Source organism: Microbacterium atlanticum (assembly GCF_015277815.1).
In the GTDB taxonomy this organism is placed as follows: domain Bacteria; phylum Actinomycetota; class Actinomycetes; order Actinomycetales; family Microbacteriaceae; genus Microbacterium; species Microbacterium atlanticum.
Window position 1 is genome coordinate 2,128,306 of the sequence record NZ_CP063813.1, and the last position, 26,680, is coordinate 2,154,985.

Sequence of the window (26,680 nt, forward strand, 5' to 3'; positions counted from 1 at the left end):
GGTCGGTCAGGCGGCTCCCGAGCCGCTGCGCTGCAGCAGCGCGGCTCGCGCCTCGCGGCGCACGCGCTGCTCCTCGGGGTTCGGGACCGGGACGGCGGCGATGAGGCGCTGCGTGTACGGATCCTGCGCCCCGCGCAGGATCTGATCGCGCGTTCCCGCCTCCACGAGCTTGCCGTGGTGCATCACCGCGATGCGGTGCGCGAGGATGTCGACCACCGCGAGGTCGTGGCTGATGAACAGGCACGCGAACTGGAGCTCCCGCTGGAGCTCCTGCAGCAGATCCAGGAACCGGGCCTGCACCGACACGTCCAGCGCCGACGTGGGCTCATCGGCGACGAGCAGCTCGGGTGCGAGGGCGAGCGCGCGGGCGATGCCGACGCGCTGGCGCTGACCGCCGGAGAGCTCGTGCGGGAAGCGGTTGCGGTACGACGCGGGAAGCTCCACCTGGCTGAGCAGCTCCTCGACCCGGCGGTCGAGATCCTTGCCCTTGGCCTCACCGGCCAACAGGATCGGCTCTCCGATCGACTGGCCGATCGGCATGCGCGGGTTCAGCGACGAGGCGGGGTCCTGGAACACGATGCCGGTGCGCCGGCGGATCGCGAACAGGTCCTTCTGCGACGCGTTGGAGATGTCGGTGCCGACGGTGGTGAGCTTGCCCTCGGCGATGGGGAGGAGGCCGATGGCGGCACGGCCCAGCGTCGTCTTGCCGGAGCCCGACTCTCCCACGAGACCCACGATTTCACCGGGATAGATGGCGAGATCGATGTGCTCGGCAGCACGGAAGGCGGGGATGCGGCCGCGCTTGGGGTAGTCGATGGCGACGTCCTCGAAGGCGAGGACGGGCGTGCGGGTCTCGATGGCGACCTCGGCCGCCTCGCTCGCCCGCTCGCGGATCGACGAGACCGACGGCACGGTCGAGGTCTCGGTGGCGACCTCCGCCGGCCCCGGCTCCGCCTCCTCCAGCACGCCGAGACCGAGGTGCGGAACAGACGCGAGAAGCTGCTGGGTGTAGGGGTGCTCCGGCGCGTGGAAGATCTTGTCGACCGTTCCCGCCTCCACCACGACGCCGTTCTTCATCACCATGATGCGATCGGCGAGGTCGGCCACCACGCCCATGTCATGGGTGATGAGGATGATCGCCGAGTCGAGCCGCTTATGGAGGTTGCGCAGGAGGTCCAGCACCTCCGCCTGCACGGTGACATCCAGCGCGGTGGTCGGCTCGTCCGCGATCAGCAGCAGCGGGTCGCACGAGATCGACTGCGCGATCATGGCGCGCTGACGCTGACCGCCGGAGAGCTGGTGCGGGTACTTGTGGAACGACTGCTCCGGGTTGGGCATCTCCACCATGCGCAGCAGCTCCACGGCGCGTTCCTTGGCCTCGGCGGGAGCGAGGTTGCGGTCGTGCGAGCGCAGCGACTCCACGATCTGGAAGCCGACGGTGTAGACGGGGTTGAGCGCGGTCATCGGCTCTTGGAAGATCACCGCGATCTCGTTGCCGCGCAGCGACCGCAGCGTCGCGTCGTCGACGCCGCGCAGCTCCCGCCCGAGCAGCTTGATCGATCCGGTCACACGGGAGTTCTCCGGCAGGAGCCCGAGAAGCGCCATCGAGCTGGTGCTCTTGCCCGAGCCCGACTCGCCGACGATGGCCAGGACCTCGCCGCGGCGCACCTGGTAGTTCATGTCGATGGCGGCGGGGTAGAACTGCCCCTCCACCCAGAACTCCACTCCGAGGTTCTGAACCTCGAGGATCGTCTCCGGAAGGGCTTCGTGCGAGGCCGCGATCGCGGCGTCGGTGCCCGTCGTGTCAGTCATTCCGTGGTGTCCCATCTGCAAAGCTTGAAGTCATGTCGTTCCAGGAGGTCCGCTATCGGCCGGCGTTCGGCCGCACCCTCGCCGCCGCGACCATCGGGGTGTGCGCGCTCGGCGTGATCGCGCTGCTGGTGTCCGACCCGGCGTCCGCCGTTCGCTACGTCTGGCCGATCCTGCTGGTCGCCGTGCTGGCGTGGGCGCTGTTCTGGCGCCCGAGCCTGGTCATCGCCGAGCACGGCATCACCGTCGAGAACGTGCTGCGCACGCGGTTCGTGCCGTGGCCCTCGATCACCGCGATCGACACCCGCTACTCCCTCACCCTGCACACGACCAGCGGGCGTGTGCCGGTGTGGGCGGCGCCGGCGCCTGGTCGCCACCGCACCTTGGGAATGGCTCCCAAGGACTTCGACGGAGTCGGCGAGACCGCTCGCGGCGAGGTCGGCGAGCTGCGCCCGGCGGACGCTCTCACCACCCCCAGCGGCAACCTGGCGCAGCTCATAAGAGGGCGCTGGGAGCGTCTGCGCGACGCGGGAGCCTTCGCCAGCGGCGTGGACCCCGACGCCGCCACGCAGACGTGGCACTGGGCGACCATCACGGTGGTCGCGGCGCTGGCCGCGGCCACCGTGATCGGACTGCTGGTCTAGCAGCACGTCACCGCTCCGGGTCGAGCGGCTTGTGCTGCACGTCGCCGGGCTCCTCGGGGCGCGGATCGTTGAAGTTCACGATGTCGTCCCCCGTGTAGGCGGTCTGGATCCCGACGTCGACCATGTGCGTGTCGCCGGTCGTCGCCGGCGTGGTGTCGACGCCCGGGGCGACCGGTCCCTTCGCGCGACCGGCGCGCGCCATCGCACGCTCGCTCGGCATCTTCTTCTGGCGCGGGTCGAACGCGTCGCGCAGACCGTCGCCGATGAAGTTGACGCAGAGCGCGATGACGATGATGAAGATGCCCGGCCACCAGAAGAGCCACGGACGAGTGGAGAAGGCCGCCTGGTTCTCGGAGATGATCTTGCCGAGCGAGGTGTCGGGCGACTGCACACCGAAGCCGAGGAAGCTCAGCGACGACTCGAGCAGGATCGCACCGGCCATCAGCAGCGTCGCGTTCACGACGATGACGCCCACGGAGTTCGGGAGGATGTGCCGGAAGATGATGCGGCGGTCGCGCGCCCCGGAGACGCGCGCGGCGTCCACGAACTCACGCTCGCGCAGCGACAGGAACTCGCCTCGCACCAGTCGCGCCATGGTGGTCCACGCGAACAGGCCGATCACGACACCCAGCACCGCGGCGCCGAGGCTGCCGAAGATGTTGCCCAGCACGGAGCCGATGACGATCAGGGGGATCGTGATGATGATGTCGGTGAAGCGCATGAGCACCGAGTCGGTGACCTTGCCGTAGAAGCCGGCGAGAGCCCCGATGACGACGCCGATGATGGTCGCGACGACTCCGGCGATGAACATCACCATGATGGACTGCTGCGTCCCGCGCATGACGACGGCGAAGATGTCACGTCCGACCTCGTCCTGCCCGAACGGGTGCTCTCCGATCTGCAGCGGCCACAGGCTCAAGGTCGGGACGCCGTTGTTGACCTTCGGCGGGATCTGCTCCCACGAGAACTGCCACCACCCGGGGATGCGCAGCCCCCACAGGTTCACGCCCACCGAGGTGAAGGCGAGGATGACGATGAACGTCAGCACGATGATCGAGGTGAGCGCCGCGCGGTGCCGGAAGAACCGGCGGCGGACGATCTGCCCCTGGCTGAGACCCTCGGTCTCCTTCTGCTCGATGGAGACCTCCGCCTTCGCCTCGTTCTCGCGAAGGTCGGGCTCGTTCGTGGTTGTGGTGTTCATGTCAGCCCACCTTGATTCTCGGGTCGAGGGCCGCGTAGACGAGGTCCGCGATGAGGTTGAACAGGACCGCCAGCGTGCCGGTCACGACGAAGAACGCCATGACCGGATTCGGGTCGCCCACGTCGAGCGCGTCGACGAAGAGGCGGCCCATGCCTGTCCAGCCGAAGACGGTCTCGGTCACGACGGCGCCGCCGATGATCGCTCCCACATCGAACGCGATGATCGTCGTGATGGGGATCAGCGCGTTGCGGAAGGCGTGCCGGACGATCACCGTGCGCTGCGTCAGGCCCTTCGCGCGAGCGGTGCGGATGTAGTCCTGGTTCATCACCTCGAGCAGGCTGGCGCGCGAGTACCGCGTGTAGCTCGCGAAGGAGATGAGGATGATCGCGATCGTCGGCAGGAGCAGGTGCGTGAACAGGTCGATGCCCTGCACCCAGAAGTTGCCGCCGAGACCCGGAGTGGAGGCGCCGACAGTGGCGATGGGCCGGCCGCGCACGCGGCTGGAGTTGGAGTACGCCTGCCAGTACGACATGTACTTGTCCAGCGCGATGAAGCCGGCCACGAGGAAGCCGACGATCGCCGTCGTGCGCGCCACCGGCCCGCGGTCGGGCGCGCCCATGAACCAGCCGATCGCGCCCGAGACCACCACGGCACCGACGGCGAGCAGGAGGAACACCCACAGCGTCATGCCGTTGAGGATGTAGTTCATCATCGGCGCGTACAGCGCGATGCCGATCGCGGCGACGATGAGCGACGCATAGAGCGCCTTGCGGTTGCGCAGGCCCGTCGAGATGGCGGTCACCGCGACAGCCACCCCGACGGCGAGGAAGGCGTACACCACGATCCCGATGCTCGGGTCGGCGAACCACTCCGTCGCCGAGAGGAACGCCAGCACGGCACCGGTCGCGACGGCCGAGATGCCGAACACGATCAGGCGGCGCCGCCAGCGTCCGCCGATGAGCGACATCCAGACGAGGCCGGCGATGACGGATATGCCGATGATCACCGGCACGGAGATCGTCGGATCCCCGAGCCAGTTGTTGAGCTGGATCGCGCCGTACTGCTTGAGGAGCACCGCGACCCAGAAGATCGGAAGCGAGAAGAAGAGGAACGACAGCAGGGTCACGCTGTAGTCGAAGCCGGTGTACTGGCGCAGCGCCGACACGATGCCGACCGTGATGCCCAGGACGATGGCCACGATCGTGGCGGTCGTCACCAGCGTGAGCGTCGCCGTGATCGCATTGGCCAGAAGCGCGTTCACGGCCTGGTTCTGGATGCTGACGCCGAAGTCCCCGCGGAACAGGGCGCCGAGCCACAGGAAGTAACGCAGCGGGGGCGGGACGTCGAGGTTGAGGAGCTTGGTGCGAGCTTCGATCAGCTCTGCCTTGTTGGGCGCGTTGCTCTCGCGGAGGTCCTGGAGGGGATCACCCGAGAAGGACACCAGGAGATACATCAGGAAGGTCGCGGCGAAGAGCACGAAGATCGATGCGATCAATCGCCGGATGATGAATGAAGCCATGTCGTGGCCGCCTGCCAATCGATCAATCAGCGCAGACGCGAGGGCGGCGACGATGCCGGCCCCGAAGTCCGCCGCTGAGAGGAGTCTAACGCGGCGGGGTGCAGGCCACTTCGGTGACCTGCACCCCGCCTCGGTATCAGCCGGACCGAGATCCGGCGATGACCTTGACGACGATTACTCCTCGGAGCCGCCGTCCGTCACAGCCCAGTCCCACGTGTTCCAGAAGATCGTGGGAGCGAGGATCGACGGGTCGATACCCTCCACACGGTCGCTGACCGCGGTGACCTCAGGGAACTGGTAGATGGTGGGGCCGAAGAAGTCCTCCCAGAGGATACGGTCCGCCTCCATCATCAGCTCCTTCTGAGCCGCCTCGTCGAACTCACCGGAGATCTCGTCGGAGATCCGGTCGATCTCGGGGTTCGAGTAGAAGCTCAGGTTGTTGATGCCGCCGGTCTTGAAGTTGGCCGTCCAGTCGGTGACCGTGAGGCCGGTCGACTGCCAGCCGAACAGCGAGGCGTCGTAGGCGCCGGGCGTGCCGAGCAGGCCGCCCCACTCCGTGGACCCGCAGTCGGTCACGTTGAAGCCGGCCTGGTTGGCCGACGCCTGGATGAGCGCGAACTCGTTGACGCGACGGGGGTTGTTCGATGCGTACAGGATGCACACCTCGGTGTTGGTGACGCCCGACTCGGCCAGCAGCTGCTTGGCGCCCTCGATGTCGACCTCGGCGTAGGCGTCGGAGCCGTTGTCTGCGACGGACTCGTCGTAGCCTTCGGCACCCGGGACGAAGATGTACGAGCTGCGCAGGATCGCGTCGTCACCGATGATCGGCTTGATCAGGGTGTCGACGATCTCCTGGCGCGGGATCGTCTTGATGAACGCCTCACGGACCTGCGGGTTGGAGAAGATGTTCTCCGGGTTGCGGGCGTTCTGGAACTGCAGGTCGACGTGCTCGTAGGTGCCGCCGACGCCGGTGTTCACCGTGATGCCGTCGATGCCCTCGAGCGCCGTGGTGATGTCCGCGGTCGCCTGCGGCTGGATCACGTCCACCTCGCCGTTCTCGAGTGCCTGCACGGCAGCGAGCGGGTCGGGGATGAAGCGGATGGTGACCTCTTCGATGTTCGGCGTGTTGTCACCGGTGTACTCCGGGTTGGCCGTCAGCGTGACGAACTGGTCCGCCTGGAAGTCGCTGATCATGTACGGGCCGCTCGAGGTGACGAGCTCGAGGTCCGAAGGCATCTCGGTGAAGTTGAAGCCGTTGTTCCAGAACGCCGAGATCGGCGCGAGCGTCGACGCGTCGTCGCCCTCGATGGCGTCGAGCACGGCCTGCTTGGCCTCCTCGTTGTCATCGAGCTCGAGCGCCTTCTTGCCGACGATGTGAGCCGGAAGAATCTCACCCATCGTCCCGAAAGCGGTCTCCCAGTCGACGTACGGGGAGTCGTAGACGACCGTGATCGAGCGGCCGTCCTCGCCGACCTCGGGGGTCTGGGAGGCCAGGCCGAACTGCGAGCCGGCGGTGGCGCCGGAGTCGAAGTAGACGACGTCCGTGGGGAACGCGTCGGTGAACTCGCCCGTCTCCGGGTCGGTGAACTCGGCCGGGTCGAAGTCAGGCGTGTCCAGGCCGCGCGACAGCGCCGCCCAGTGAAGCATCAGGTCGGCCGCGTCGATCGCGGTGCCGTCGGACCACTTCTTGCCCTCGGCGATCGTGTACGTGACCGTCAGCGGGTCCTCGCTGACCAGCTCGTACGACCCGAACGACTCGTTCTGCACCAGCTCCGGGGTGTTGTTGTAGTAGTTGAAGCCGTCCAGCACCAAGTAGTTGATGTTGTTGTTCGCGGTCGCGTTGCCGAACGACGTGTTGCCGTTCATCGAGTAGAACGCCTGGTTCCACGCAGCCGTGATGGACGAGCCTTCGACGAGACCGGAGTCGTCGGCGTTGTCGTCGCCGCCACCACCGGCGGCGCAGCCCGAGATCACCAGTGCGCCGACTGCGGTGAGCGCCACCGCAGTCGAGATGCGCTTAATTCTCACTGTTCCTCCTGTGCAGGGTAATGCGCACACGTTCGGCCGGAGACCAGACGGGTGCGCGGATGGGAACACGATAAGCACCGGCTGTGAGATGGTCAAAACGATCGTCGAAAACGTTACAGAGCCTTAACTCAACTGCCGCCAAGTGTGACAATCTGACAAGATGACGCCGTCTGACCGGCCCCGCAGCGGGAGGAAGTCCACTACCCTCCCTCAACTGGACCGCTACGGTCGCCGGCGGCTGCGCTGGGAGGTCTGGATCGTCCTGGCCATCACCGTCGGGCAGTCCGCGGTGTACTCCATCCTCTCGCTGGTGCGGAAGCTCCTGGCGCCCGTTCCGCTGGGCTCGCAGCAGACGCAGGTGAATCCGCCCCGCGATACCCAGGCGGTCTGGGACGTGGTCTATCAGCTGCTGTCGGTCTTCTTCGCCTTGGCGCTCGTGGCCCTCGTCGTCTACCTCCTCTGGGAGCCGGGCGGCAACGCGCTCCGACGCATCGGACTGGACTTCACGAGGTTCGGCGGCGACGTCGGCCGCGGCATCCTGCTCGCCGCCGTCATCGGAGTGCCGGGACTGGCTCTGTACGCGATCGGACGGATGCTGGGTGTCACGGTCGCGGTGGTGGCCGCGCCGCTGGACGCCGCGTGGTGGACGGTGCCCCTGCTCGTGCTGTCCGCGCTGCGCGCCGGGCTGACCGAGGAGGTCATCTTCATCGCCTACCTCTTCGACCGCCTGCGGCGCCTGGGGTGGGGGGACTGGTCGATCATCCTCACCGCGGCCGCCCTGCGGGGCGCCTACCACGCTTATCAGGGCATCGGCGCGATCGTGGGCAACGTCGTGATGGGCGTCGTGTTCGGCTGGTGCTACCGGCGGTGGGGGCGGGTGATGCCGCTCGTCATCGCCCACACGCTGCTGGACATCGTCGCGTTCGTGGGCTACCCGCTGGCCGCCGCGCTGTGGCCGGGCGTCTTCGCGCCCGTGCCGACGCCGTCTCCCTCCCCCACGCCGTCCCCGTCGCCGTCGGCCTGACCCCCCTCCCCCCGCCACCACCCCGCGTGAGAGACCACTGGCGCGACGAGACCCCGGGCGAATCCCAGGGTCTCGTCCCGCGGGTGTCGTCTCACCGGTGCAGCGGGGGCGGGCTGAGGGAGGTTCATCGGCTCCTCCCCACGCCGAGGGGCAGGCGCGAAGTCCACCGATGTGCGGGCTGAGCGCTCCCGGCAGCAGATGCCCGACGATCATCGAGGGATGCCGCAGCCCACGTCCGCGCTCACGATCGCACCGTCGCCGGCTCCGCTGCTGCGGGCCGAGGACGTCCCGCATCCCGAGCGAGCGGTCGCCCGACGAGAGCTTGTCAAAGTCCGACGCGGGGTCTACGCCCCGGCTCAGACCTGGATGGGGCTGGCGCCTTGGACGAGGTACCTTGCCGAAGTGCACGCCGTGCTGCTGCAGCATCCCGGGTTCGTCTTCTCCCACGAGTCCGCTGTCGCGCTCATGGGCGGGCCGGTGTTCGGAAACCCGGGCATCGTCCATGTGCTCGCGCCCGACGTCGGCGCCTCCCGGCTCGCATCGGGGATCCGTACGCACACGACCAGCGACGATCGCGCGCTCATCGTCGCCGACGGGATCACCATCGCGGCACCCGCAGAAACCGCGGTCGACATCGCGCGAGCGCGTCATCCGGCGATCGGGCTTGCCGTCGGTGACGCGATGCTGCGACTTGACGACACCTTGTCACGCGAGCACCTGCAGGTGCTCAACGAGACACGGGCGACCAAGCGCGGTCGACGAATCGCACGCTGGGCGCTCGGGCCCCTCGACCCGCGCCCCGAGACGGCGTTCGAGTCGGTGAGCCGCGCCGTCATCGAGTGGCTGGGGTTTCCGGCACCGGAACTGCAGCGGTCGTTCGTCGCCTCGAGCGGAGAGGTCGATCGCAGCGACTTCGTCTGGGAGTCCGACGCGCTCGCGGGTGAGGCCGACGGCGACCTCAAGTTCGACGGCCGATTCGGCGACGCCGGCGCGCTTCTGCGGCGGCAACGGGTCAGAGACGCCCGGCTCCGGCAGCACGTCCGCGCGGTCGCGCACTGGGGCTGGCACGATGCGACGACCTTCTCTCCGCTCGCGACCCTCCTTCGGGGAGCCGGTCTCAGATCGATCGCCCCGCAGAACATCGCCGCCCTCACGTCGATGCGTCAGGCGCTCGCTTCACGAGCACCTCACCCGGCCGCGGCCGGCTGACCGGGGTCTTCGCGCGCCCTCGGGTGAGAGGACAGCTGCCGGACGAGACCTGGGGGATTCCCCAGGGTCTCGTCCGGCATCTGCTGTCTCACGAGAAATCGGTCGGCGGACGGGCAGAAGCGGCCGTCAGGCGAAGGCCTCGATCGGCGGGCAGGCGCACACCAGGTTGCGATCGCCGTAGGCCTGGTCGATGCGGCGGACCGGCGGCCAGTACTTCGAGCGCACCAGCGCGTGGACCGGGTAGACCGCGGTCTCGCGGGAGTAGGGATGCGTCCACTCGCCCGCGACGACGGACTCGGCGGTGTGGGGGGCGTTGACCAGGGGGTTGTCGGCGGCGGGCCACTCTCCCGCCGCGACGCGGTCGGCCTCGGCCTTGATCGCGATCATCGCCTCGATGAAGCGCTCGATCTCGCCGAGGTCCTCCGACTCGGTGGGCTCGACCATCAGCGTGCCGGCGACCGGGAACGACATCGTCGGGGCGTGGAAGCCGTAGTCGATGAGCCGTTTGGCCACGTCGTCGACCGTGACGCCGGTCGCCTCGCGCAGCGGGCGCAGATCCAGGATGCACTCGTGCGCGACGAGGCCGGCCTCGCCGGTGTAGAGCACCGGGAAGTGCTCCCGGAGCCGGAACGCGATGTAGTTCGCCGCGAGCACGGCCGACGCGGTGGCCGCCCGGAGCCCCTCGGCGCCCATCATGCGCACGTACGCCCACGAGATCGGCAGGATGCTCGCCGATCCGTGCGGCGCCGCCGAGATCGGCCCGCCGTCGAAGACGCCGCCCGCGTGGTCCTTGCGCTGCGAGAACGGGTGGCTCGGCAGGTACGGCGCGAGGTGCGCCTTGGCCGCCACGGGGCCGACCCCCGGGCCGCCGCCCCCGTGCGGGATCGCGAAGGTCTTGTGCAGGTTGAGGTGCGAGACGTCGCCGCCGAGGTCGCCGAAGCGCGCGTAACCGAGCAGCGCGTTGAGGTTGGCGCCGTCGACGTACACCTGTCCGCCGGCGTCGTGCACGGCCTGCGTGATCTCGAGCACGTCGTGCTCGTACACCCCGTGCGTCGACGGGTAGGTGATCATCAGCGCGGCCAGCTCGTCGGCGTGCGCGGCGACCTTGGACCGCAGGTCCTCGAGGTCGACGTTGCCCTGGTCGTCGCACGCGACGACCACGACCCGCATGCCGGCCAGCACCGCGGATGCCGCGTTCGTGCCGTGCGCCGACGACGGGATGAGGCACACGGTGCGGCCCGGCTCCCCGTTCGCGCGGTGGTAGCCGCGGATCGCCATGAGCCCCGCCAGCTCGCCCTGCGAGCCGGCGTTCGGCTGCAGCGAGACGGCGTCGTAGCCGGTCACCTCGGCCAGCCACACCTCGAGCTGCTCGATCATGGCGAGGTAGCCGTGGACGTCCGCCTCGGGCGCGAACGGGTGCACGCGCGAGAACTCGGGCCACGACACCGCCGCCATCTCGGTCGCCGCGTTCAGCTTCATGGTGCACGAGCCGAGCGGGATCATCCCGCGGTCCAGCGCGTAGTCCCGGTCCGAGAGCTGCTTGAGGTAGCGCATCATCGCCGTCTCGGAGCGGTGCGTGTTGAACACCGGGTGGGTGAGGAACTCCTCTTCACGCCGCAGCGCGACGGGCACCCCCGCCAGCGGCTCGGCGTCGCCGAAGGGAAGGACGCGCTCCCCCTGCTCGCCCGCCCCCAGGAACTCGCCCTCGGGGAGTCCGAAGGCCCAGGCCACGGCGGCGAGGTCGTCGGCCGTGGTGGTCTCGTCGACCGATACTCCCACCGTCGCGTCATCCGCCCAGAAGAGCTGGTACCCGCGCTCGCGGGCGCGCTCGATCACGCGGCGCGAGGCGCCGGGGGTGGTGACCCGGATGGTGTCGAAGAACGAGTCCGAGCGCAGCGACAGACCGTACTCGCGCAGCCGCGCGGCGAGAGCCTCGGCCTTCTTGGCGACGTCGGTCGCGATCGCGCGGAGCCCGTCGGGCCCGTGGTACACCGCATACATCGACGCCATGACGGCCAGCAGCACCTGCGACGTGCAGATGTTCGACGTGGCCTTCTCGCGCCGGATGTGCTGCTCGCGCGTCTGCAGCGCGAGGCGGTAGGCCGGGTGGCCGGCCGCATCCTGCGACACTCCGACCAGGCGGCCGGGCAGCTGGCGCTCCAGGCCCTGCCGCACCGCCATGTAGCCGGCGTGCGGGCCGCCGAATCCCAACGGGACCCCGAAGCGCTGCGTGGTGCCCACGGCGACATCGGCACCGAACGATCCCGGCGAGCGCAGCAGCGTCAGCGCCAGGATGTCGGCGGCGACCACGACCAGGCCACCCGCGACGTGCGCCGCGTCCACCACACCCGACGGATCCCACACGTTGCCCGACGCTCCCGGGTACTGCACCAGGACCCCGAAGAGCTCGTCGGGCAGCGTGGCACCCCGTGCCAGGTCGAGCTCGAGCAGCTCGATGCCGACGGCGGCCGCGCGGTGCGCGAGCAGCGCCTTCGTCTGGGGCAGGGCGTCGGCGTCGACCACGAACACGTTCGACGCCGACTTCGACCCGCGGCGGGCGACGAGCATGCCCTCCACGACCGCAGTCGACTCGTCGAGCATCGATGCATTCGCCGTCGCGAGCCCGGTGAGGTCGGTCACCATGGTCTGGAAGTTGATGAGCGCTTCGAGCCGCCCCTGCGAGATCTCCGGCTGATACGGCGTGTAGGCGGTGTACCACGACGGGTTCTCGAGCACGTTGCGCGCGATGACCGACGGCGTGAGGGTATCGGCGTAGCCCAGCCCGATCATCGGGCGCGCGGTGCGGTTCTGCGAGGCCAGCACCCGCAGCTCGGCGAGCGCCTCCGCCTCCGTCGCCGCCGGCGGGATGTCGCTCGTAGACCTCGGGGTGGCGTGGATGGATGCCGGCACCGCCGCCGCGACGAGGGCGTCGACGCTGTCGTAGCCGAGGGCGTCGAGCATGAGCCGCTGAGCCGCGGCATCCGTCCCGATGTGCCGGTCGGCGAACACACCCGTCATTCGGCGCCGCCCGTGAGGGAGATGTAGGCGTCGCGGTCCAGCAGCCCGTCGACGGCGGCGGGGTCCACCGAGATCTTGACGAGCCACCCGGCGCCGAACGGGTCGGCGTTGACGAGCCCGGGATCGTCGACGACGGCGTCGTTGACGGCCACAACCTCGCCCGTGAGCGGCGCGTACAGTTCGCCGACCGACTTCGTCGACTCGATCTCGCCGACGACCGTGGCAGCGGTGACGGCGCTCCCCACGGCGGGAAGCTCGACGAACACCACGTCGCCGAGCTTGTCGGCCGCGTACGAGGTGATGCCCACGGTGGCCACGTCGCCGTCGAGAGCGATCCACTCGTGCTCGGCGGTGTACTTCAGGGCGGTGAGGTCGGTCATGAGTTCCTCCTGTAGAAGGGCAGGGTGGTCACGATCGCGGGGATGCGCGTCCCCCGCACGTCGATGAAGAGGTCGGTTCCTGGCTCGGCGGCCGCGGGCGCGACGAACGCCATGGCGATCGGATGCCCCAGCGTCGGGCTGAGCGCGCCGCTCGTGATCTCGCCGACCGGCGTGCCGGCATCCGGGCTGTCGAACACGGCATATCCGGCGCGTCCGGCACGGCGTCCGTCCGCGACCAGGCCGACGAGCACGGGAGCGTCCGACGGCGGCGCGGCGGCGATCCCCGCCTTCCCGATGAAGTCGTCCTTGCCGAGGGCGACGACGCGGCCGAGGCCCGCCTGCGCCGGGACGATGTCGAGCGTGAGCTCGTGGCCGTACAGCGGCATCCCGGCCTCCAGGCGCAGCGTGTCGCGCGCGGCGAGACCGGCCGGCACGAGGCCGTGCGGCTTGCCTGCGTCAAGGAGCGCGTCCCACAGCGCGCCGGCGGCGCGATTGGGGACCAGAAGCTCGAAGCCGTCCTCGCCGGTGTAGCCGGTGCGGCCGACGAACACGTGCTCGCCCTGGAAGCGGGCCGATGCCCACGCGTAGTAGCCCAGTGCGTCCAGCGACGGGTCGGTCCCCTCGAGGGGCGATGCCTCCAGCACGGCACGGGCGGCGGGGCCCTGCACCGCGATGAGCGCAACCTGATCGGTGATGTCCTCGACGGTCGCGACGCCGCTGACGCCCTCGAGGTGCCCGAACGCCTCGATCCCCGCGTCGGCGGGACGCTCGGCGACGAAGGAGGCCGCGACCGGCGCGCGTCGCGCCCGCTCCGCGAAGGCGGCGGCGACGGCGTCCCTGTTGCCGGCGTTCGCGATCACGAGGAATCGGTCCTCGGCGATGCGGTAGACGATGACGTCGTCGATGATCCCGCCGTCCTCGGACAGCACGAGCGAGTACTTCGCCTTCCCCGTCCGCATCGGCGAGATGGCTCCCGCCAGCGCGTAGTCCAGGAAGGCTGCGGCATCGTGCCCGGTGACGAGGAACTCGGCCATGTGCGAGATGTCGAACAGGCCGGCGGCGGTGCGGACGGCGTGGTGCTCGGCGAGGTCCGAGGTGTAGCGCACCGGCATCAGCCAGCCGCCGAAGTCGGTGAAGGAGGCGCTGAGCGCCTCGTGGCGCGCGTGCAGGACGGTGGTGCGAGGCGGGGCGTCGCTCTGGTCGGTCATGAGTTCTCCCGGTCGTGGGCGGGCAGGCGACGGGCGACGCCTGTGAACTCCCCCTCTGTCATGGGCCTGAGAGCTTCGCCGGATGCGAGGCATCCTGCTTTCACCGTCGGCGGATTGGGAGCGAGGAGATGGAGACGCGGCGCGCTCATCTCACGAGAGTGGTTTCGATGCGGCGCTGGAGCGCCTTACTCAACCTGATTCTCGCTTCGCTCGAATCACTTTTCAGAGTCGGCCTGCCCGAACGGTACGCGTACCTGAGAGATTGGCGGGGAGGCTTGCTCCTTCGGTGCTCGGCGATGGTGCTGCCGAGGCTCTCCCGCCCGGGTCAAGGGCCGTTGTTGACTTGCGGGGCCAGCATACCGGTCGCCCGTCGATTCCACGCAGTGCCGGCCCGGCGCGCGTTCCGCCGATCAGGCGACGCAGGAACCGGAGGACACGGCGTCGGTCAGCGACGGCGCCCGGGCGACGACCGGGGTGAGCTCGGCCATCGTCATGGCGTAGCCGAGGTCCTCCGCGTTCTCCGCCCTCGCGAAGACCACGCCCGCGACGGCGCCGTCGGCGGTGAGGACCGGCCCGCCGGAGTTGCCCGGGCGCACGATCGACTGGAGCGCGTAGATCTCGCGCGGATTCCACGACTCGTCGTACACGTCGGGCACCGTCGCCGTTCCGACCGACTGCACGCTCGCCTGGATCATCGCGAAGGGTCCGCCGAAGGGATAGCCCTGCACCACGGCGGCATCCCCCGCGGCCAGCGTCGGCGCGAACGGCAGCGCCGCGGCGCCGAGGTCGTCGACGGCGATGACGGCGAGGTCGTCGACGGGATCGAAGTACACCACGCGTCCCTCGCGCGCTGCGACGCCCGGAAGCTCGACGATCGGGGTGTCCACGCCCGCGACGACGTGCGCGTTGGTGGCGACGCGATCGGGCGCGATGACGAACCCGGTGCCGGCGGATCCGCGCCCGCACGCGTACGCGTTGCCGGTGATGCGGGCGACGGATGCCGCAGCGCGCTGCAGCTCCGGATCATCAAGCGCCACCGGCGGTGCCGGCTCAGCGGTGCCCGGACCGAGCAGCCGGCCGAGGCCGGGCAATCCGTCGTCGAGGACCGCACCGCGCAGCTGCGCGAGGGCGGCCGCGACGGGATCGGGTGTGGCCGCCTCGATGCCGCGGAGGATGTTCGACGACGCGACCGCCGATGAGACCGCCGGGATGCCGGCGACGGCCACCGCCGGAGCCACGAGCGCCAGTGCGAGGACGGCGGCGAGCACGGCCGTCACACCGCCCAGGAACCGCTCGACCCCGCGGAGCCTCAGCCGATCGGCGCCCGAGCGCAGCGCCGAGCCGATCGCGGCGCCGAGCGCGGCGCCGACGAACACCAGGCCGATCGCCGTGAGGAGGACGGCCGGTCCTCGCCAGGCCGGCGAGGGGACCCAGGTGCCGACCAGCGGCGTCAGCCAGAAGGCGGCCACGGCGCCTGCGGCCAGACCCGCCAGCGTGCCGATGCTCGCGAAGAAGCCGCGCCGCACGCCGCTGACGAGGGCTGCGATCAGGAGGAGGACGACGAGCACGTCGACGACGATCATCGCCACTCCTTCTCCGCCGGATCCCTTCGGCCAGGCTACGCATCGAGTCTGGGAGGGCGCCGCGACGGCTGGGCCGCGCCGCATGTGACGGACGGGTTTTGCTTCTGGTCAAAGTGACACTATTATCGTTGACAGAGAGTTAGAGTCATGATGACAAGAACAGCACCCGCACCCCCGTTCCCCCGCACGCCGGCACAGGCCGACGCCATCCGCGTCGCCGTGTCGACGGTGATCTTCACGCTGCGGCGCGTCCCCGACAGCGAGGCTGTCCACGTGGTGCTTCCGCTGGTCCGCCGCACCCGCGATCCGCACGAGGGCCTGTGGGCGCTGCCGGGCGGCTGGCTCGACGAGGTGGAGAGCCTGGATGCCGCCGCCTCGCGCACGCTCGCCGAGACCACGGGACTCTCGCCCAGCTACCTCGAGCAGCTGTACGCCTTCGGCGCCGTCGACCGCTCCCCCACGCGGGTCGTCTCCATCGTGTACTGGGCGCTGCTGCGAGCCGATGAGATCGCCGACGGGTCGGTCGAGAACGTCGAGTGGTTCGACGCCACGCGGCTGCCGCAACTGGCGTTCGACCACAACGACATCGTCGAGTACGCCCTGTGGCGCCTGCGCAACAAGGTCGGGTACAGCCGCATCGCCCACGGCCTCCTGGCCGACGAGTTCACCCTCGCAGAGCTGCGCGAGGTGTACGAGGTGATCCTCGGCCGGCGCCTGGACCCGGCGAACTTCCGCCGGCAGGTGGAGCACTCCGGCACCCTCATCCCGACCGACCGCTTCCGCACCGGCAGCCATCGCCCGGCGCGGCTGTACCGGTACAACCAGGACGTCGAGCTGGCCGACCGCGGCCCGCTCGGCAGCCGCGACTGACACCCGAACGAAAGCGCCTGCCATGCCCGCCGTCAACATCACCCTCCAGCCCCGCCCCGACGTGGACGCGTCGGTCGACCACGCCATCCAGGCGATCATCCGGGGAGCGTCGGCCGCCGAGACGTGCAGCACCGACCTGGCCGCAGGGCCCTGGGACTTCGACATCCGGCCCGGGTACGGTCCCGGCTCCTCGATGGGCGACGTCATCCCCACCGGAGCACCGCGCCAGGGCGAGCTTCCTCGCGACTACCGGGAGGCGTCCGAAGCGGAGCTCGCCGAGCGCATCCGCGCCGCCAAGGAGACCCTCGGCGAGCGCGTCGTCGTGCTGGGCCACTTCTACCAGCGCGAAGAGGTCGTCGTGCACGCCGACTACGTGGGCGACTCCTTCCAACTGGCCAATGCCGCGCTCGAGCACCCGGACGCCGAGGCCATCGTGTTCTGCGGCGTGCACTTCATGGCCGAGACCGCCGACCTGCTGTCGCGACCCGAGCAGGCCGTCATCCTCCCGAACCTCGCCGCCGGCTGCTCGATGGCCGACATGGCCGACATCGACCAGGTCGAGGAGTGCTGGGAGCAGCTCGCCGAGGTCTACGGCGACATGGACGCGGTCGACGCCGACGGCCTCGTGCCCGTGATCCCGGTGACGTACATGAACTCCTCCGCGGCGATCAAGGGGTTCGTCGGACGCCACGGCGGCATCGTCTGCACCTCCTCGAACGCGCGCACCGTGCTGGAGTGGGCCTTCCAGCGCGGCCGCCGCGTGCTCTTCTTCCCCGACCAGCACCTCGGACGCAACACCGCCAAGGCCATGGGGGTGCCGCTCGAGCAGATGCCGATGTGGAATCCGCGCAAGCCGCTGGGCGGGGCATCCGTCGACCAGCTCGCCGACGCGCGCGTGATCCTGTGGCACGGCTTCTGCTCGGTGCACCGCCGGTTCACGGTCGATCAGATCGAGAAGGCCCGCGCCGACCACCCGGGCGTGCGGGTCATCGTCCACCCGGAGTGCCCCATGGACGTCGTCGACGCCGCGGACGAGTCGGGCTCCACCGACTACATCCGCAAGGCGATCGAAGCGGCGACCGAGCCGGCGACCTTCGCGATCGGCACCGAGGTGAACCTCGTCCAACGACTGGCCGCCCAGCACCCCCAGCACGAGATCCTCTGCCTGGACCCCGTGGTGTGCCCGTGCTCCACGATGTACCGCATCCACCCCGGGTACCTCGCGTGGGTCCTCGAGGGCCTCGTCGCCGGCGAGGTGCGCAACCGCATCACCGTTCCGGCCGATGTGGCCCAGCCCGCCCGGGTGGCCCTCGAGCGGATGCTCGCCGCCAAGCCGCCGGCCGCCCCGGCCGCCGCCTGGGAGCAGGCGTCATGACGGCCCCGCAGCGCGCGGACGCGCCGGTGCACGCCGTCGTCGTGGGGTCCGGCATCGCCGGCCTCCTCACCGCTCTTCATGCCGTCGAGGGCGGATGCCGCGTCACACTGGTCACCAAGGACGTCCTCGAGCACGCCAACACCCGCTATGCGCAGGGCGGCATCGCGGGCGTCATGTTCGACGACGACCGCGCCGAGGACCATGCGCGCGACACGCTCGCCGCCGGGGCCGGCCTCGGCGATCCCGATGCCGTGCGCGTCCTGGTGGACGAGGGTCCGGCGCGCATCCGCGAGCTCATCGCCCTCGGGGTGGCCTTCGACCGCGACCCGAGCGGCGGGTTCGTGAAGGGACTCGAGGCCGCGCACTCCTACCCGCGGATCCTGCACGCCGGCGGCGACGCCACCGGCACCGCGATCGAGAAGGCGCTGGTCGCGCGGCTGCGGATGAGCGACGTCGCGGTGATCGAGCACGCCTTCCTCATCGATCTGGTCGTGGAGCCCTCCCCCGACGCGTCGAGCCGAGGCGTTTCGCTCGAGACAGGGGGCGAGGTCCCCGGTCTCGGCGGGAATCCCCTGTCTCGCGATGCCCCGCGGAGCCGAGAGCGCGTCACGGGCGTCGAACTCCTGATCGGGGAGACGGATGCCTCGCCCGGCCGCCGCCTCGCACTCGAGGCCGACGCGGTCGTGCTCGCCACCGGCGGTGCGGGCGAGCTGTACGCCCATTCGACGAATCCGGAGGTCGCGACGGCCGACGGCATCGCGGCCGCGATCCGCGCGGGCGCGGCGGTCGCCGACCTCGAGTTCTTCCAGTTCCATCCGACGGTGCTCGAGGGCAGTGCCGACGCCGACGGGCGGATCGCCGGTTCGTTCCTCGTGTCGGAGGCCGTGCGCGGTGAGGGGGCGACGCTTGTGGACGAGCTCGGCCGCCGGTTCGTCTTCGACGACCACCCCGACGGCGAGCTGGCTCCACGGGACGTCGTGGCGCGCGCGATCGCGCATCGGATGGCGGCCCAGGACGGACGCCCGGTGTTCCTCGACGCGACCTCGCTGCACTCGGACGACCTCGAGGAGCGGGCGGCCTTCCTCGCGCGCCGGTTCCCGACGATCGACCGCGCTGTCCGCGAGCGAGGGTTCGACTGGGCGCGTGAGCCCATCCCGGTGACGCCGGCCGCGCACTACCTGATGGGCGGCGTGGTCACCGACCTCGTCGGACGCACCACGCTGCCGGGTCTGTACGCGGTGGGCGAGGTCGCACGCACCGGCGTGCACGGCGCCAACCGCCTCGCGTCCAACTCGCTGCTGGAGGGGGCCGTGTTCGGCGCGCGCGCCGGGGATGCGATCGCCGCCGACGCGGCATCCGGGTCCTGGCCGCACTCCCCCGTTCGCCCCCCGCGCGTGCGCGCCGGTTCCGCCGTCGCGCGTCTGTCCAGGGAGAATCACGCGGCGGCGCACGCCGGTTTCTCGCGCGCGGCGCTGCAGGAGCTGCTGTGGGCCGAGGCCGGGCTCGTGCGCGATGCGGCCGGCCTGGAGCATGCGGCATCCGTCATCGCCGGCTGGCGCGCGCAGGAGCGCGTCCCGGTCCGCGAACACGAGGTCGAGGACGAGAATCTGCTCCTGGTCGCCGAGCGCCTCGTCGCCGCGGCCCTCGCCCGCCGGGAGTCCGTCGGCGCGCACTTCCGCGCCGACGCCGGTGAGGACGAAACTCCACAGAACCGGACGCGTGTGGGCGCCACCGGCGCGGGAGCGCCGCAAACCCGCCCGGATCCGTGGAGTTCTGCCGGCCCGCTCGCCGAGAAGGAGGCGGTCGCTTGCTGAGCCGCAGTCACATCGACCGCGTCGTCGGCCTCGCCCTCGAGGAGGACGCACCGTGGGGCGACCTCACGAGCGAGGCGCTGATCCCCGAGAACGCCGTGGCGCGCGCCGACCTCATCGCGCGCGAGCAGGGCGTCTTCTCCGGAGGCGAGGTGTTCGCCGCGGCCTTCCGGCTCACCGATCCGGCGATCGACGTCGAGCTCGTCGTCGAGGACGGCGAGTGGTTCGAGCCCGGGGCCGTGCTCGCGGTCGTGACGGGCCCGGCGCGCGGCGTCCTGACGGCCGAGCGCATCGGACTCAACTTCGTGCAGCGCATGTCGGGCATCGCGACGCTCACCGGCGCCTACGTCGCTGAGGTGGCGCACACCCGCGCCCGCATCGCCGACACGCGCAAGACGACGCCGGGGCTGCGCGCGTTCGAGCGCAAGGCGGTGCGCGACGGCGGCGGCCGCAACCACCGCCACTCCCTCTCGGACGCCGTGATGGCCAAGGACAACCACCTCGCCGTCCTCGCGCAGAAGGGCGCGTCGACGACCGACGCGCTGCGTGCGGCGAAGGATCTCCTGCCGCACACGACACACATCGAGGTCGAGGTCGACCGCCTCGACCAGATCGAGCCGGTGCTGGCGGCCGGGATCGGCACGATCATGCTCGACAACTTCTCGCTCGAGGACCTCCGCACCGGCGTGGCGCAGGTGGCGGGCCGAGCCACGGTGGAGGCCTCGGGCGGCGTCTCGCTCGAGACCGTGCGGGCGATCGCCGAGACCGGCGTCGACGTGATCTCGGTCGGCGCGCTCACCCATTCTGCGCGCGCGCTCGACCTCGGGCTCGATGTTCGCATCGACGCCCCGTGAGCAGGCGGGACCGACGCTGAGCATGCTGTACCTCGACAACGCGGCCACCACCCCGGTGCGACCCGAGGTGCTCGAGGCGATGATGCCGTACCTCACCCGCTGGTACGGCAATCCGTCGAGCCACCACACCGTCGGCGAGGCCGCCGCCGAGGCCCTCGCCGATGCCCGCGCCCGCGTGGCTCGCGTGCTCGGGCTGCGGCCGGCCGACGTCGTCTTCACCTCGGGCGGCACCGAGGCGAACAATCTCGCGATCAAGGGGACCGCGATCGCGGCGGCGCAGCGCCGTGAGGATGGACGCGTCCACGTCATCACGACGCCGATCGAGCACGAGTCGGTGCTCGAATCGGTCGCGTACCTGGAGCGCGTGCACGGCTGCGCGGTGACGCGGGTGCCGGTCGACGCGCACGGACGAGTGGACCCGGATGCCGTCGCCGATGCGCTGCGCGACGACACGGCGCTGGTCACCCTGGGGTACGCCAACAACGAGGTGGGCACGGTGCAGGATGCCGTCGCCCTCGGGAAGCTCCTCCGCGACCGGCGCGTGCCGCTGCACCTCGACGCCGTGCAGGCGGCCGGATGGCTGCCGCTGTCGGCGGACGAGCTGGGCTGCGACGCGATCTCGCTCGCCGGCCACAAGCTCGGCGCTCCCAAAGGAACCGGCGTCCTGGGGATCCGCGGCCGGATACCGCTCGAGCCGCTGCTGCACGGCGGGGGGCAGGAGCGCGGCCGCCGCAGCGGCACGCAGGACGTCGCCGGCGCAGTCGGTCTCGCGACCGCACTGGAGCTGGCCGAATCCGACCGGGTCGAGGCATCCGCCCGCGTGAGCGCGCTGCGGGACCGGTTCATCGCCCGCGTGCTCGAGACCGTGCCGTCGGCGCGCCTCACCGGCGACCCCGTGCACCGGCTCCCCGGCACGGCCAGCTTCACGTTCGCCGGCACCAGCGGCGAGGCGGTGCTGCTCGAGCTGGAGCGACGGGGGGTGGTGTCATCCAGCGGATCGGCCTGCGCCGCGGGCAGTGACGAGCCGTCGCACGTCCTGGTCGCCTTGGGCGTCGCCCCCGAGGTCGCGCAGACCGCGGTGCGCTTCACCTTCCCTCGATGGCTGAACGCCTCGCTGGATGCCGTCGCCGACGCGGTCGCCGCCTCCGTCGCGGCCGTCGCCGAGCCGGGACGCTGACGGTCGCCCGGACCGGCCGCCACCCCGCGGGCAGGGTCACCCCGCCGCGCCCATAGGATCGGACGGTGACCCCCGCCGTGACCGTCATCGTCCCGGGCTACGACGTGGCGGCGTACGCCGTCGAGGCATTGGACTCCCTTCGTGCGCAGACGCGCACCGACTGGGTCGCCGTGCTCGTCGACGACGCCTCGAACGACGACACCGGGAAGCTGTTCGAAGCCGCCGCGGTGACGGATCAGCGCTTCCAGGTGGTCCACCACCGGGAGCAGCGAGGGCTGGGCGCGGCGCGCAACACCGGGCTGGACCTCGTGCGCACGCCGTTCGTCGGCTTCCTCGACGCCGACGACCGGCTCACGCCGCGCGCGCTCGAGCTGCTGGTCGGCACCGTCGACGCCAGCGGCAGCGACTTCGCGCTCGGCGCCTATGTGCGCCTGCGGCCGGACTCCGCGGGCGGATACGAGGCGGGAAGCGTGCAGCCGTGGGTCGCCGCCGCGACCGACCCCGCGCGCGTGGGCGCGACGCTCGCGGATCACCCGGACGCCTCGGGCAACATCGTCGCCTGGTCGAAGGTGAGCCGCGTCGACCTGTGGCGGCGCACCGGCTTGCGCTTCCCGGTCGGCAAGGCGTACGAGGACCAGGTCGTCGCTCAGCACATGTACACCCGCGCCCGCGCCTTCGACGTCATCCCGGACGTCGTGGTCGAGTGGCGGGAGCGCGCCGACGGCTCGTCCATCACCCAGCACAAGAGCGCACTGCCGGTGCTGCGCGACTATCTCGAGGCCCTCTCGGGCGGGATCGAGGTCCTGGACGCCGCGGGCGAGCAGCGGGCGGCGGCATCCCGCGTCCGTCTCATCGCGGGGATGGACCTGCCCGCGCTCGTGGACATCGCGCGTGACCATCCCGAGCCGCTGTACCGCCGCGAGCTCGGGGCGTTCGCGCGGACGCTGGCCGCCCGCGCCGACGCGGCGGCCCTGCCCGACAGCGCCAGGATCGCGCTGGCCGCCGCGGCGCTGTGGTGACCGGGACGAAGCGGCTCAGTGGTCGGGGGTCCGGTCGCCGATGACGGCCGGGCGGATGCCGCGCTCCTCGAGCTCGGCAGCGGTCAGCGTCAAAGGTTCATCGGGCGCGGTGTCGGCGCGTCGCTCCGGGTGATCGGCCGGCGGCTCCGCGCCCTCCGCCTCGAGGATGCGGGTGGTCGCGAGCTGCTGCGCGGCGAGCTCGGCGTACAGGCCGCCGGCGGCCAGCAGCGACGCGTGCGTGCCGGACTCGACGATGCGCCCCGCCTCGACGACGTGGATCACGTCGGCATCGATCACCGTCGACAGCCGGTGTGCGATCGACAGGGTCGTGCGGCCGCGGGCGGCGGCATCCAGCGCCTCCTGCACCACTCGCTCGGACACCGTGTCGAGCGCGGACGTCGCCTCGTCCAGCAGGAGCACCGGGGGATCCTTCAGCAGCACGCGGGCGATCGCGATCCGCTGCTTCTCGCCCCCCGACAGCCGGTACCCGCGCTCGCCGACCACGGTGTCGTAGCCGTTCTCGAACCGCTCGATCACGTGGTGGATGTTCGCCGCCCGGCAGGCGGCCTCCAGCTCGGCGTCGGTCGCGTCGGGCTTGGCGTAGCGCAGGTTCTCGCGGATCGTGGCGTGGAAGAGGTAGGTCTCCTGGGAGACGATGCCGACGTTGTCGACGATGGACTCCTGCCGCAGGCGCCGTACGTCCTCACCCGCGAAGAGGACGGACCCCCCGGATGCCTCGTACAGCCGCGGCGTCAGGTACAGCACGGTCGTCTTGCCGGCGCCGGACGGCCCGACGAACGCGACATGCTGGCCCGGATCGGCCACGAACGAGACGCCCTGGAGCGTGGCGCGGGCCTCGGGCGCGGCATCCGGATACCGGAAGACCACATCGCGGAACTCGATGCGGCCGACCGGCCCCGGCGCCTGCGAGACGTCGATCGCGTCGGGCGCGTCCTTGATCGCGGGCACGAGGTCGAGGTACTCGAAGATGCGGGCGAACAGCGCCGCCGAGGTCTGCAGGTCCAGGGAGACGCGCATCAGCCCCATCAGGGGCATGAGCAGGCGTGCCTGGACGGTCGTGAAGGCGACGATCGTGCCGGCAGTGATCGCGTCGGTGCCGGTGCCGATGAGATAGCCCGACACCAGGTAGATGATCGCCGGGACGCTGGCCATGATGACCTGCACCACCGCGAAGAAGCCCTGCCCGCTCATGGCGCGGCGCACCTGCAGGCGGACCTGGTTGACGTTCTCGTCGGCGTAGCGGGCCGATTCCGTGCGCTGCCGGTTGAAGGACTTCGACAGCAGGATGCCCGAGACGCTCAGGGTCTCCTGCGTGATCGACGTCAGCTCCGACAGCGACTCCTGCGTCTCGCCGGCGATGCGCGCGCGCACCTGCCCGACGCGACGCTGCACGATGATGAGGAACGGCATCAGCACGACCGCGATGATCGTGAGCCGCCAGTCGATGAGGATCATGGCGACCAGCGACGCGACGACCGTGACGGTGTTGCCGAGGATGCTCGTCACCGTATTGGTGAGCACGCCCGACACGCCGCCGACGTCGTTCTGCAGACGGGACTGGATGACGCCCGTCTTGGTGCGCGTGAAGAACCCGAGCTCCATCGACTGGAGGTGGTCGAACAGCGTCACCCTGAGGTCACCGGTCACGCGGTTGCCGACCGTGGACGTCAGCCAGGTCTGCACGACGCCGACGGCCGCCGACAGCAGGAAGAGGGCGATCATGGCCAGGACCAGCTGCCACAGCAGCGTCAGGTCGGGCGCGGAGCCGTCGACCGGGAACAGCGCATCGTCGAAGACCCGCTGCACGAGCAGCGGCGGGATCACCGCGATCCCGGCCCCTGCCACCACGAGCACGCCGGTGATCACGATCGAGAACGTGTACGGCCGGAAGAGCGCGACCACCCGGCGGCCCAGGTTGGGGATGCGGGGCGCCTCGGCATTGGCCTTGCGCTGGGCCTCGGTGTCGACCGGCCGGAAACCGGGGTGCCCCCCGCCGCCTCCGCCCCCGCGCATGCTCACCCCGCCAGCCTAATTCCGCCCGCCGACGCTAGGCTCGCTCCATGACCTCGACTCCCGACCGTCCCGAGCACGACGGCAGCGATCTCGCCGAGCTGCGTGAGGAGATCGACGCGCTCAAGGCGATCCCTCACGAGGAGATCGTCAACCCGATCCCGACCGGCCTCGAGGATCGCGAGCCCGAGCCCGAGCCGACGGACGCCATCGGCTCCGAGGAGTGGGGCGATCAGGAGCGCGGCGGACGCTGACCGCCGGCGGCTGGTCACCGGCATCTCGGTCGAGATGCCGGGAATGCGATGTCGGAACCTGTGGTTAAGTTGGAGGCTTGCCATCCTCGGGTGGCCGACCGACCCCGAGGAGACCGTCTATGGCCGCTATCGAAACGACCCCGGGCACCGGCGGCATCCCGCACGTCTCCCGCTCCACCCCCGGTGGGGCCGCCACGCTCGGCCCGCGCGAGAGCCGGGTCATCTGGCTGCTGCTCGCTGCCGCATTCGTGGCCATCCTCAACGAGACCACGATGGGCGTCGCGATCCCGCACCTCATCGTCGATCTCGGCATCACGGCCCTCGCCGCCCAGTGGCTCACCACGTCCTTCATGCTGACCATGGCGGTGGTCATCCCGATCACCGGCTTCCTGCTGCGCCGCTTCACCACCCGCACGATGTTCGTCGCGGCGATGGGGCTGTTCTCGGCGGGCACCCTCATCGCGTTCCTTGCGCCGGGATTCCCGGTGCTCCTCGGCGCCCGCGTCGTGCAGGCCTCGGGAACGGCGATCATGATGCCCCTGCTCATGACCACGCTCATGACGGTCGTGCCCCCCGCGATCCGCGGCCGCATGATGGGCCGCGTCAGCATCGTGATCTCGCTGGCCCCCGCGATCGGCCCGACGCTGGCCGGCGCTCTCCTGAACAGCTTCGAGTGGCGCTGGATCTTCGGCGTCGTGCTGCCGATCGCGCTCGTGGCGCTGGTGGTCGGCGCCCGCTGGATCCACAACCTCGGCGAGACGACCCGTGCGCCGATCGACGTGCTCTCGGTGATCCTGTCGGCGCTGGGGTTCGGCGGCCTCGTGTTCGGGCTCAGCCAGCTGGGTGCCGGTGGTCACGGAGGCGGAGCGGATGCCGCGGCCGCCGCCGCAGCGTCGACGACCACGCTCGTCGTCTCGCTGAGCATCGGGGCCGTGGCCCTGGGCCTGTTCGGCTGGCGCCAGGTGCTCCTCCAGCGCGAGGACGACGCGCTGCTCGACCTGCGCGTCTTCCGCAGCGCGAACTTCTCCCTGTCGATCGCGCAGTTGGCGATCATGTCGATGGCGTTCTTCGGGGCGATCACCGTCGTGCCGCTGTACCTGCAGGACGTCCTGGGCGCCGATGCACTGACGGCGGGGCTCGTGGTGCTGCCGGGGGCCCTGGCGATGGGCCTGGCCGGTCCCGTCATCGGGCGCGTCTACGACCGGTGGGGCACCACCGTGCTGCTGGTGCCGGGAGCCGTCATCACGAGCTCGCTGCTGTGGTTCTACACCACGTTCACCATCGACACTCCGGTATGGCTCGTCGCGATCTCGCAGACCGTGCTCTCGCTGGGGCTCGCGCTCTCGTTCACGCCGCTGTTCACCGCGTCGCTCGCCTCGCTCCAGCCGCGGTTCTACTCGTACGGGTCGGCCGTCGTCGGCACCGTGCAGCAGGTCGCCGGCGCAGCGGGCATCGCCCTCATGTTCGGCGTGATGGCCGCGGCGACCTCGACGGCGCTCGCATCGGGCGCCGGCGAGACGGCAGCCGGCGCGGCGGGCACCCACGCTGCGTTCCTCACCGCCGCGATCCTCTCGCTGCCGCTGCTGGTGGGCGCGTTCCTCATCCGCAAGCCGGCCGACCAGCCCATGGGTGCGCCGCCCGCTCACTGACCCGACGTATCAGGCGT

At 70.7% G+C, this 26,680-nt stretch carries 20 protein-coding genes and 2 riboswitches; of the genes, 11 read left to right on the top strand and 9 right to left on the bottom strand.

The features are described from left to right. Positions 1–6: 6 nt before the first annotated feature. Complete coding sequence (locus IR212_RS09705) at positions 7–1,812, bottom strand: dipeptide ABC transporter ATP-binding protein (protein WP_194395735.1); 1,806 nt, start codon at positions 1,810–1,812, stop codon at positions 7–9. 32 nt (positions 1,813–1,844) lie between these two features. Here IR212_RS09705 and IR212_RS09710 point away from each other — a divergent pair, with 32 nt between their 5' ends. Next, positions 1,845–2,453 (top strand): PH domain-containing protein, encoded by a 609-nt coding sequence (locus tag IR212_RS09710; RefSeq protein ID WP_194395736.1) that lies wholly within the window; start codon positions 1,845–1,847, stop codon positions 2,451–2,453. Between the two features lie 7 nt (positions 2,454–2,460). On the opposite strand, the gene IR212_RS09715 is transcribed toward IR212_RS09710, so the two are convergent. The 3 genes from IR212_RS09715 to IR212_RS09725 form a co-directional block, all read right to left on the bottom strand. Next, the gene (locus tag IR212_RS09715) at positions 2,461–3,654 is read right to left on the bottom strand and encodes an ABC transporter permease (RefSeq protein WP_194395737.1); all 1,194 of its coding nucleotides are present in this window, start codon (positions 3,652–3,654) and stop codon (positions 2,461–2,463) included. A gap of 1 nt (position 3,655) precedes the next feature. Next, entirely contained in the window at positions 3,656–5,173 is a 1,518-nt protein-coding gene (locus tag IR212_RS09720) for an ABC transporter permease (protein WP_194395738.1), read from the bottom strand. A 174-nt stretch (positions 5,174–5,347) separates the two neighbouring features. Beyond that, entirely contained in the window at positions 5,348–7,201 is a 1,854-nt protein-coding gene (locus tag IR212_RS09725) for an ABC transporter family substrate-binding protein (RefSeq protein ID WP_228479256.1), read from the bottom strand. Between the two features lie 160 nt (positions 7,202–7,361). Here IR212_RS09725 and IR212_RS09730 point away from each other — a divergent pair, with 160 nt between their 5' ends. Together IR212_RS09730 and IR212_RS09735 are read left to right on the top strand one after the other, a co-directional pair. After that, entirely contained in the window at positions 7,362–8,225 is an 864-nt protein-coding gene (locus tag IR212_RS09730) for a CPBP family intramembrane glutamic endopeptidase (RefSeq protein WP_194395739.1), read from the top strand. 219 nt (positions 8,226–8,444) lie between these two features. After that, a complete protein-coding gene (locus IR212_RS09735; RefSeq protein WP_194395740.1) occupies positions 8,445–9,434 on the top strand; it encodes a hypothetical protein in 990 nt (329 codons plus the stop codon). A 126-nt stretch (positions 9,435–9,560) separates the two neighbouring features. Here the strand turns inward: IR212_RS09735 and gcvP are convergent, their stop codons facing one another. From gcvP to IR212_RS09755, 4 genes are all read right to left on the bottom strand, one after another. Then, positions 9,561–12,452 carry an aminomethyl-transferring glycine dehydrogenase gene (gene gcvP, locus IR212_RS09740; protein ID WP_194395741.1) on the bottom strand — a complete coding sequence of 964 codons (2,892 nt, stop codon included), beginning with the start codon at positions 12,450–12,452 and terminating at the stop codon, positions 9,561–9,563. Continuing rightward, positions 12,449–12,832, bottom strand: a complete 384-nt coding sequence (gcvH, locus tag IR212_RS09745; RefSeq protein WP_194395742.1) for a glycine cleavage system protein GcvH — start codon at positions 12,830–12,832, stop codon at positions 12,449–12,451. The genes gcvP and gcvH overlap by 4 nt, the downstream gene beginning before the upstream one ends. Then, positions 12,829–14,040, bottom strand: coding sequence for a glycine cleavage system aminomethyltransferase GcvT (locus IR212_RS09750; protein ID WP_194395743.1), 1,212 nt, complete (start codon positions 14,038–14,040; stop codon positions 12,829–12,831). Before IR212_RS09750 ends, gcvH begins: the two co-directional genes overlap by 4 nt. Before the next feature lie 45 nt (positions 14,041–14,085). Beyond that, a riboswitch (glycine riboswitch) is annotated at positions 14,086–14,207 on the bottom strand. Between the two features lie 65 nt (positions 14,208–14,272). Further along, positions 14,273–14,369: riboswitch (glycine riboswitch) on the bottom strand. Between the two features lie 81 nt (positions 14,370–14,450). Continuing rightward, complete coding sequence (locus tag IR212_RS09755) at positions 14,451–15,623, bottom strand: MarP family serine protease (protein ID WP_194395744.1); 1,173 nt, start codon at positions 15,621–15,623, stop codon at positions 14,451–14,453. Between the two features lie 150 nt (positions 15,624–15,773). Between IR212_RS09755 and IR212_RS09760 the strand changes: the two genes are divergently transcribed. The 6 genes from IR212_RS09760 (at position 15,774) to IR212_RS09785 (ending at position 22,729) form a co-directional block, all read left to right on the top strand. Then, positions 15,774–16,493: an NUDIX hydrolase gene (locus IR212_RS09760; protein ID WP_194398625.1), complete on the top strand. Its 720-nt coding sequence runs from the start codon at positions 15,774–15,776 to the stop codon at positions 16,491–16,493. A 22-nt stretch (positions 16,494–16,515) separates the two neighbouring features. After that, on the top strand, positions 16,516–17,868 hold the full coding sequence (gene nadA, locus IR212_RS09765) for a quinolinate synthase NadA (protein WP_194395745.1): 1,353 nt from the start codon (positions 16,516–16,518) through the stop codon (positions 17,866–17,868). Then, the gene (gene nadB / locus IR212_RS09770) at positions 17,865–19,682 is read left to right on the top strand and encodes an L-aspartate oxidase (protein ID WP_194395746.1); all 1,818 of its coding nucleotides are present in this window, start codon (positions 17,865–17,867) and stop codon (positions 19,680–19,682) included. The genes nadA and nadB overlap by 4 nt, the downstream gene beginning before the upstream one ends. Next, positions 19,676–20,533: a carboxylating nicotinate-nucleotide diphosphorylase gene (gene nadC, locus IR212_RS09775; RefSeq protein ID WP_194395747.1), complete on the top strand. Its 858-nt coding sequence runs from the start codon at positions 19,676–19,678 to the stop codon at positions 20,531–20,533. The genes nadB and nadC overlap by 7 nt, the downstream gene beginning before the upstream one ends. A gap of 22 nt (positions 20,534–20,555) precedes the next feature. Continuing rightward, a complete protein-coding gene (locus IR212_RS09780; protein ID WP_194398626.1) occupies positions 20,556–21,710 on the top strand; it encodes a cysteine desulfurase family protein in 1,155 nt (384 codons plus the stop codon). A 65-nt stretch (positions 21,711–21,775) separates the two neighbouring features. Further along, a complete protein-coding gene (locus tag IR212_RS09785; protein WP_194395748.1) occupies positions 21,776–22,729 on the top strand; it encodes a glycosyltransferase family 2 protein in 954 nt (317 codons plus the stop codon). A gap of 15 nt (positions 22,730–22,744) precedes the next feature. Here the strand turns inward: IR212_RS09785 and IR212_RS09790 are convergent, their stop codons facing one another. Then, the gene (locus IR212_RS09790) at positions 22,745–24,763 is read right to left on the bottom strand and encodes an ABC transporter ATP-binding protein (RefSeq protein WP_228479560.1); all 2,019 of its coding nucleotides are present in this window, start codon (positions 24,761–24,763) and stop codon (positions 22,745–22,747) included. A 47-nt stretch (positions 24,764–24,810) separates the two neighbouring features. Here IR212_RS09790 and IR212_RS09795 point away from each other — a divergent pair, with 47 nt between their 5' ends. Both IR212_RS09795 and IR212_RS09800 read left to right on the top strand, forming a co-directional pair. Continuing rightward, positions 24,811–25,014, top strand: coding sequence for a hypothetical protein (locus IR212_RS09795; protein ID WP_194395749.1), 204 nt, complete (start codon positions 24,811–24,813; stop codon positions 25,012–25,014). Between the two features lie 119 nt (positions 25,015–25,133). Then, entirely contained in the window at positions 25,134–26,663 is a 1,530-nt protein-coding gene (locus tag IR212_RS09800) for a DHA2 family efflux MFS transporter permease subunit (protein ID WP_194395750.1), read from the top strand. Positions 26,664–26,680: the final 17 nt, after the last annotated feature.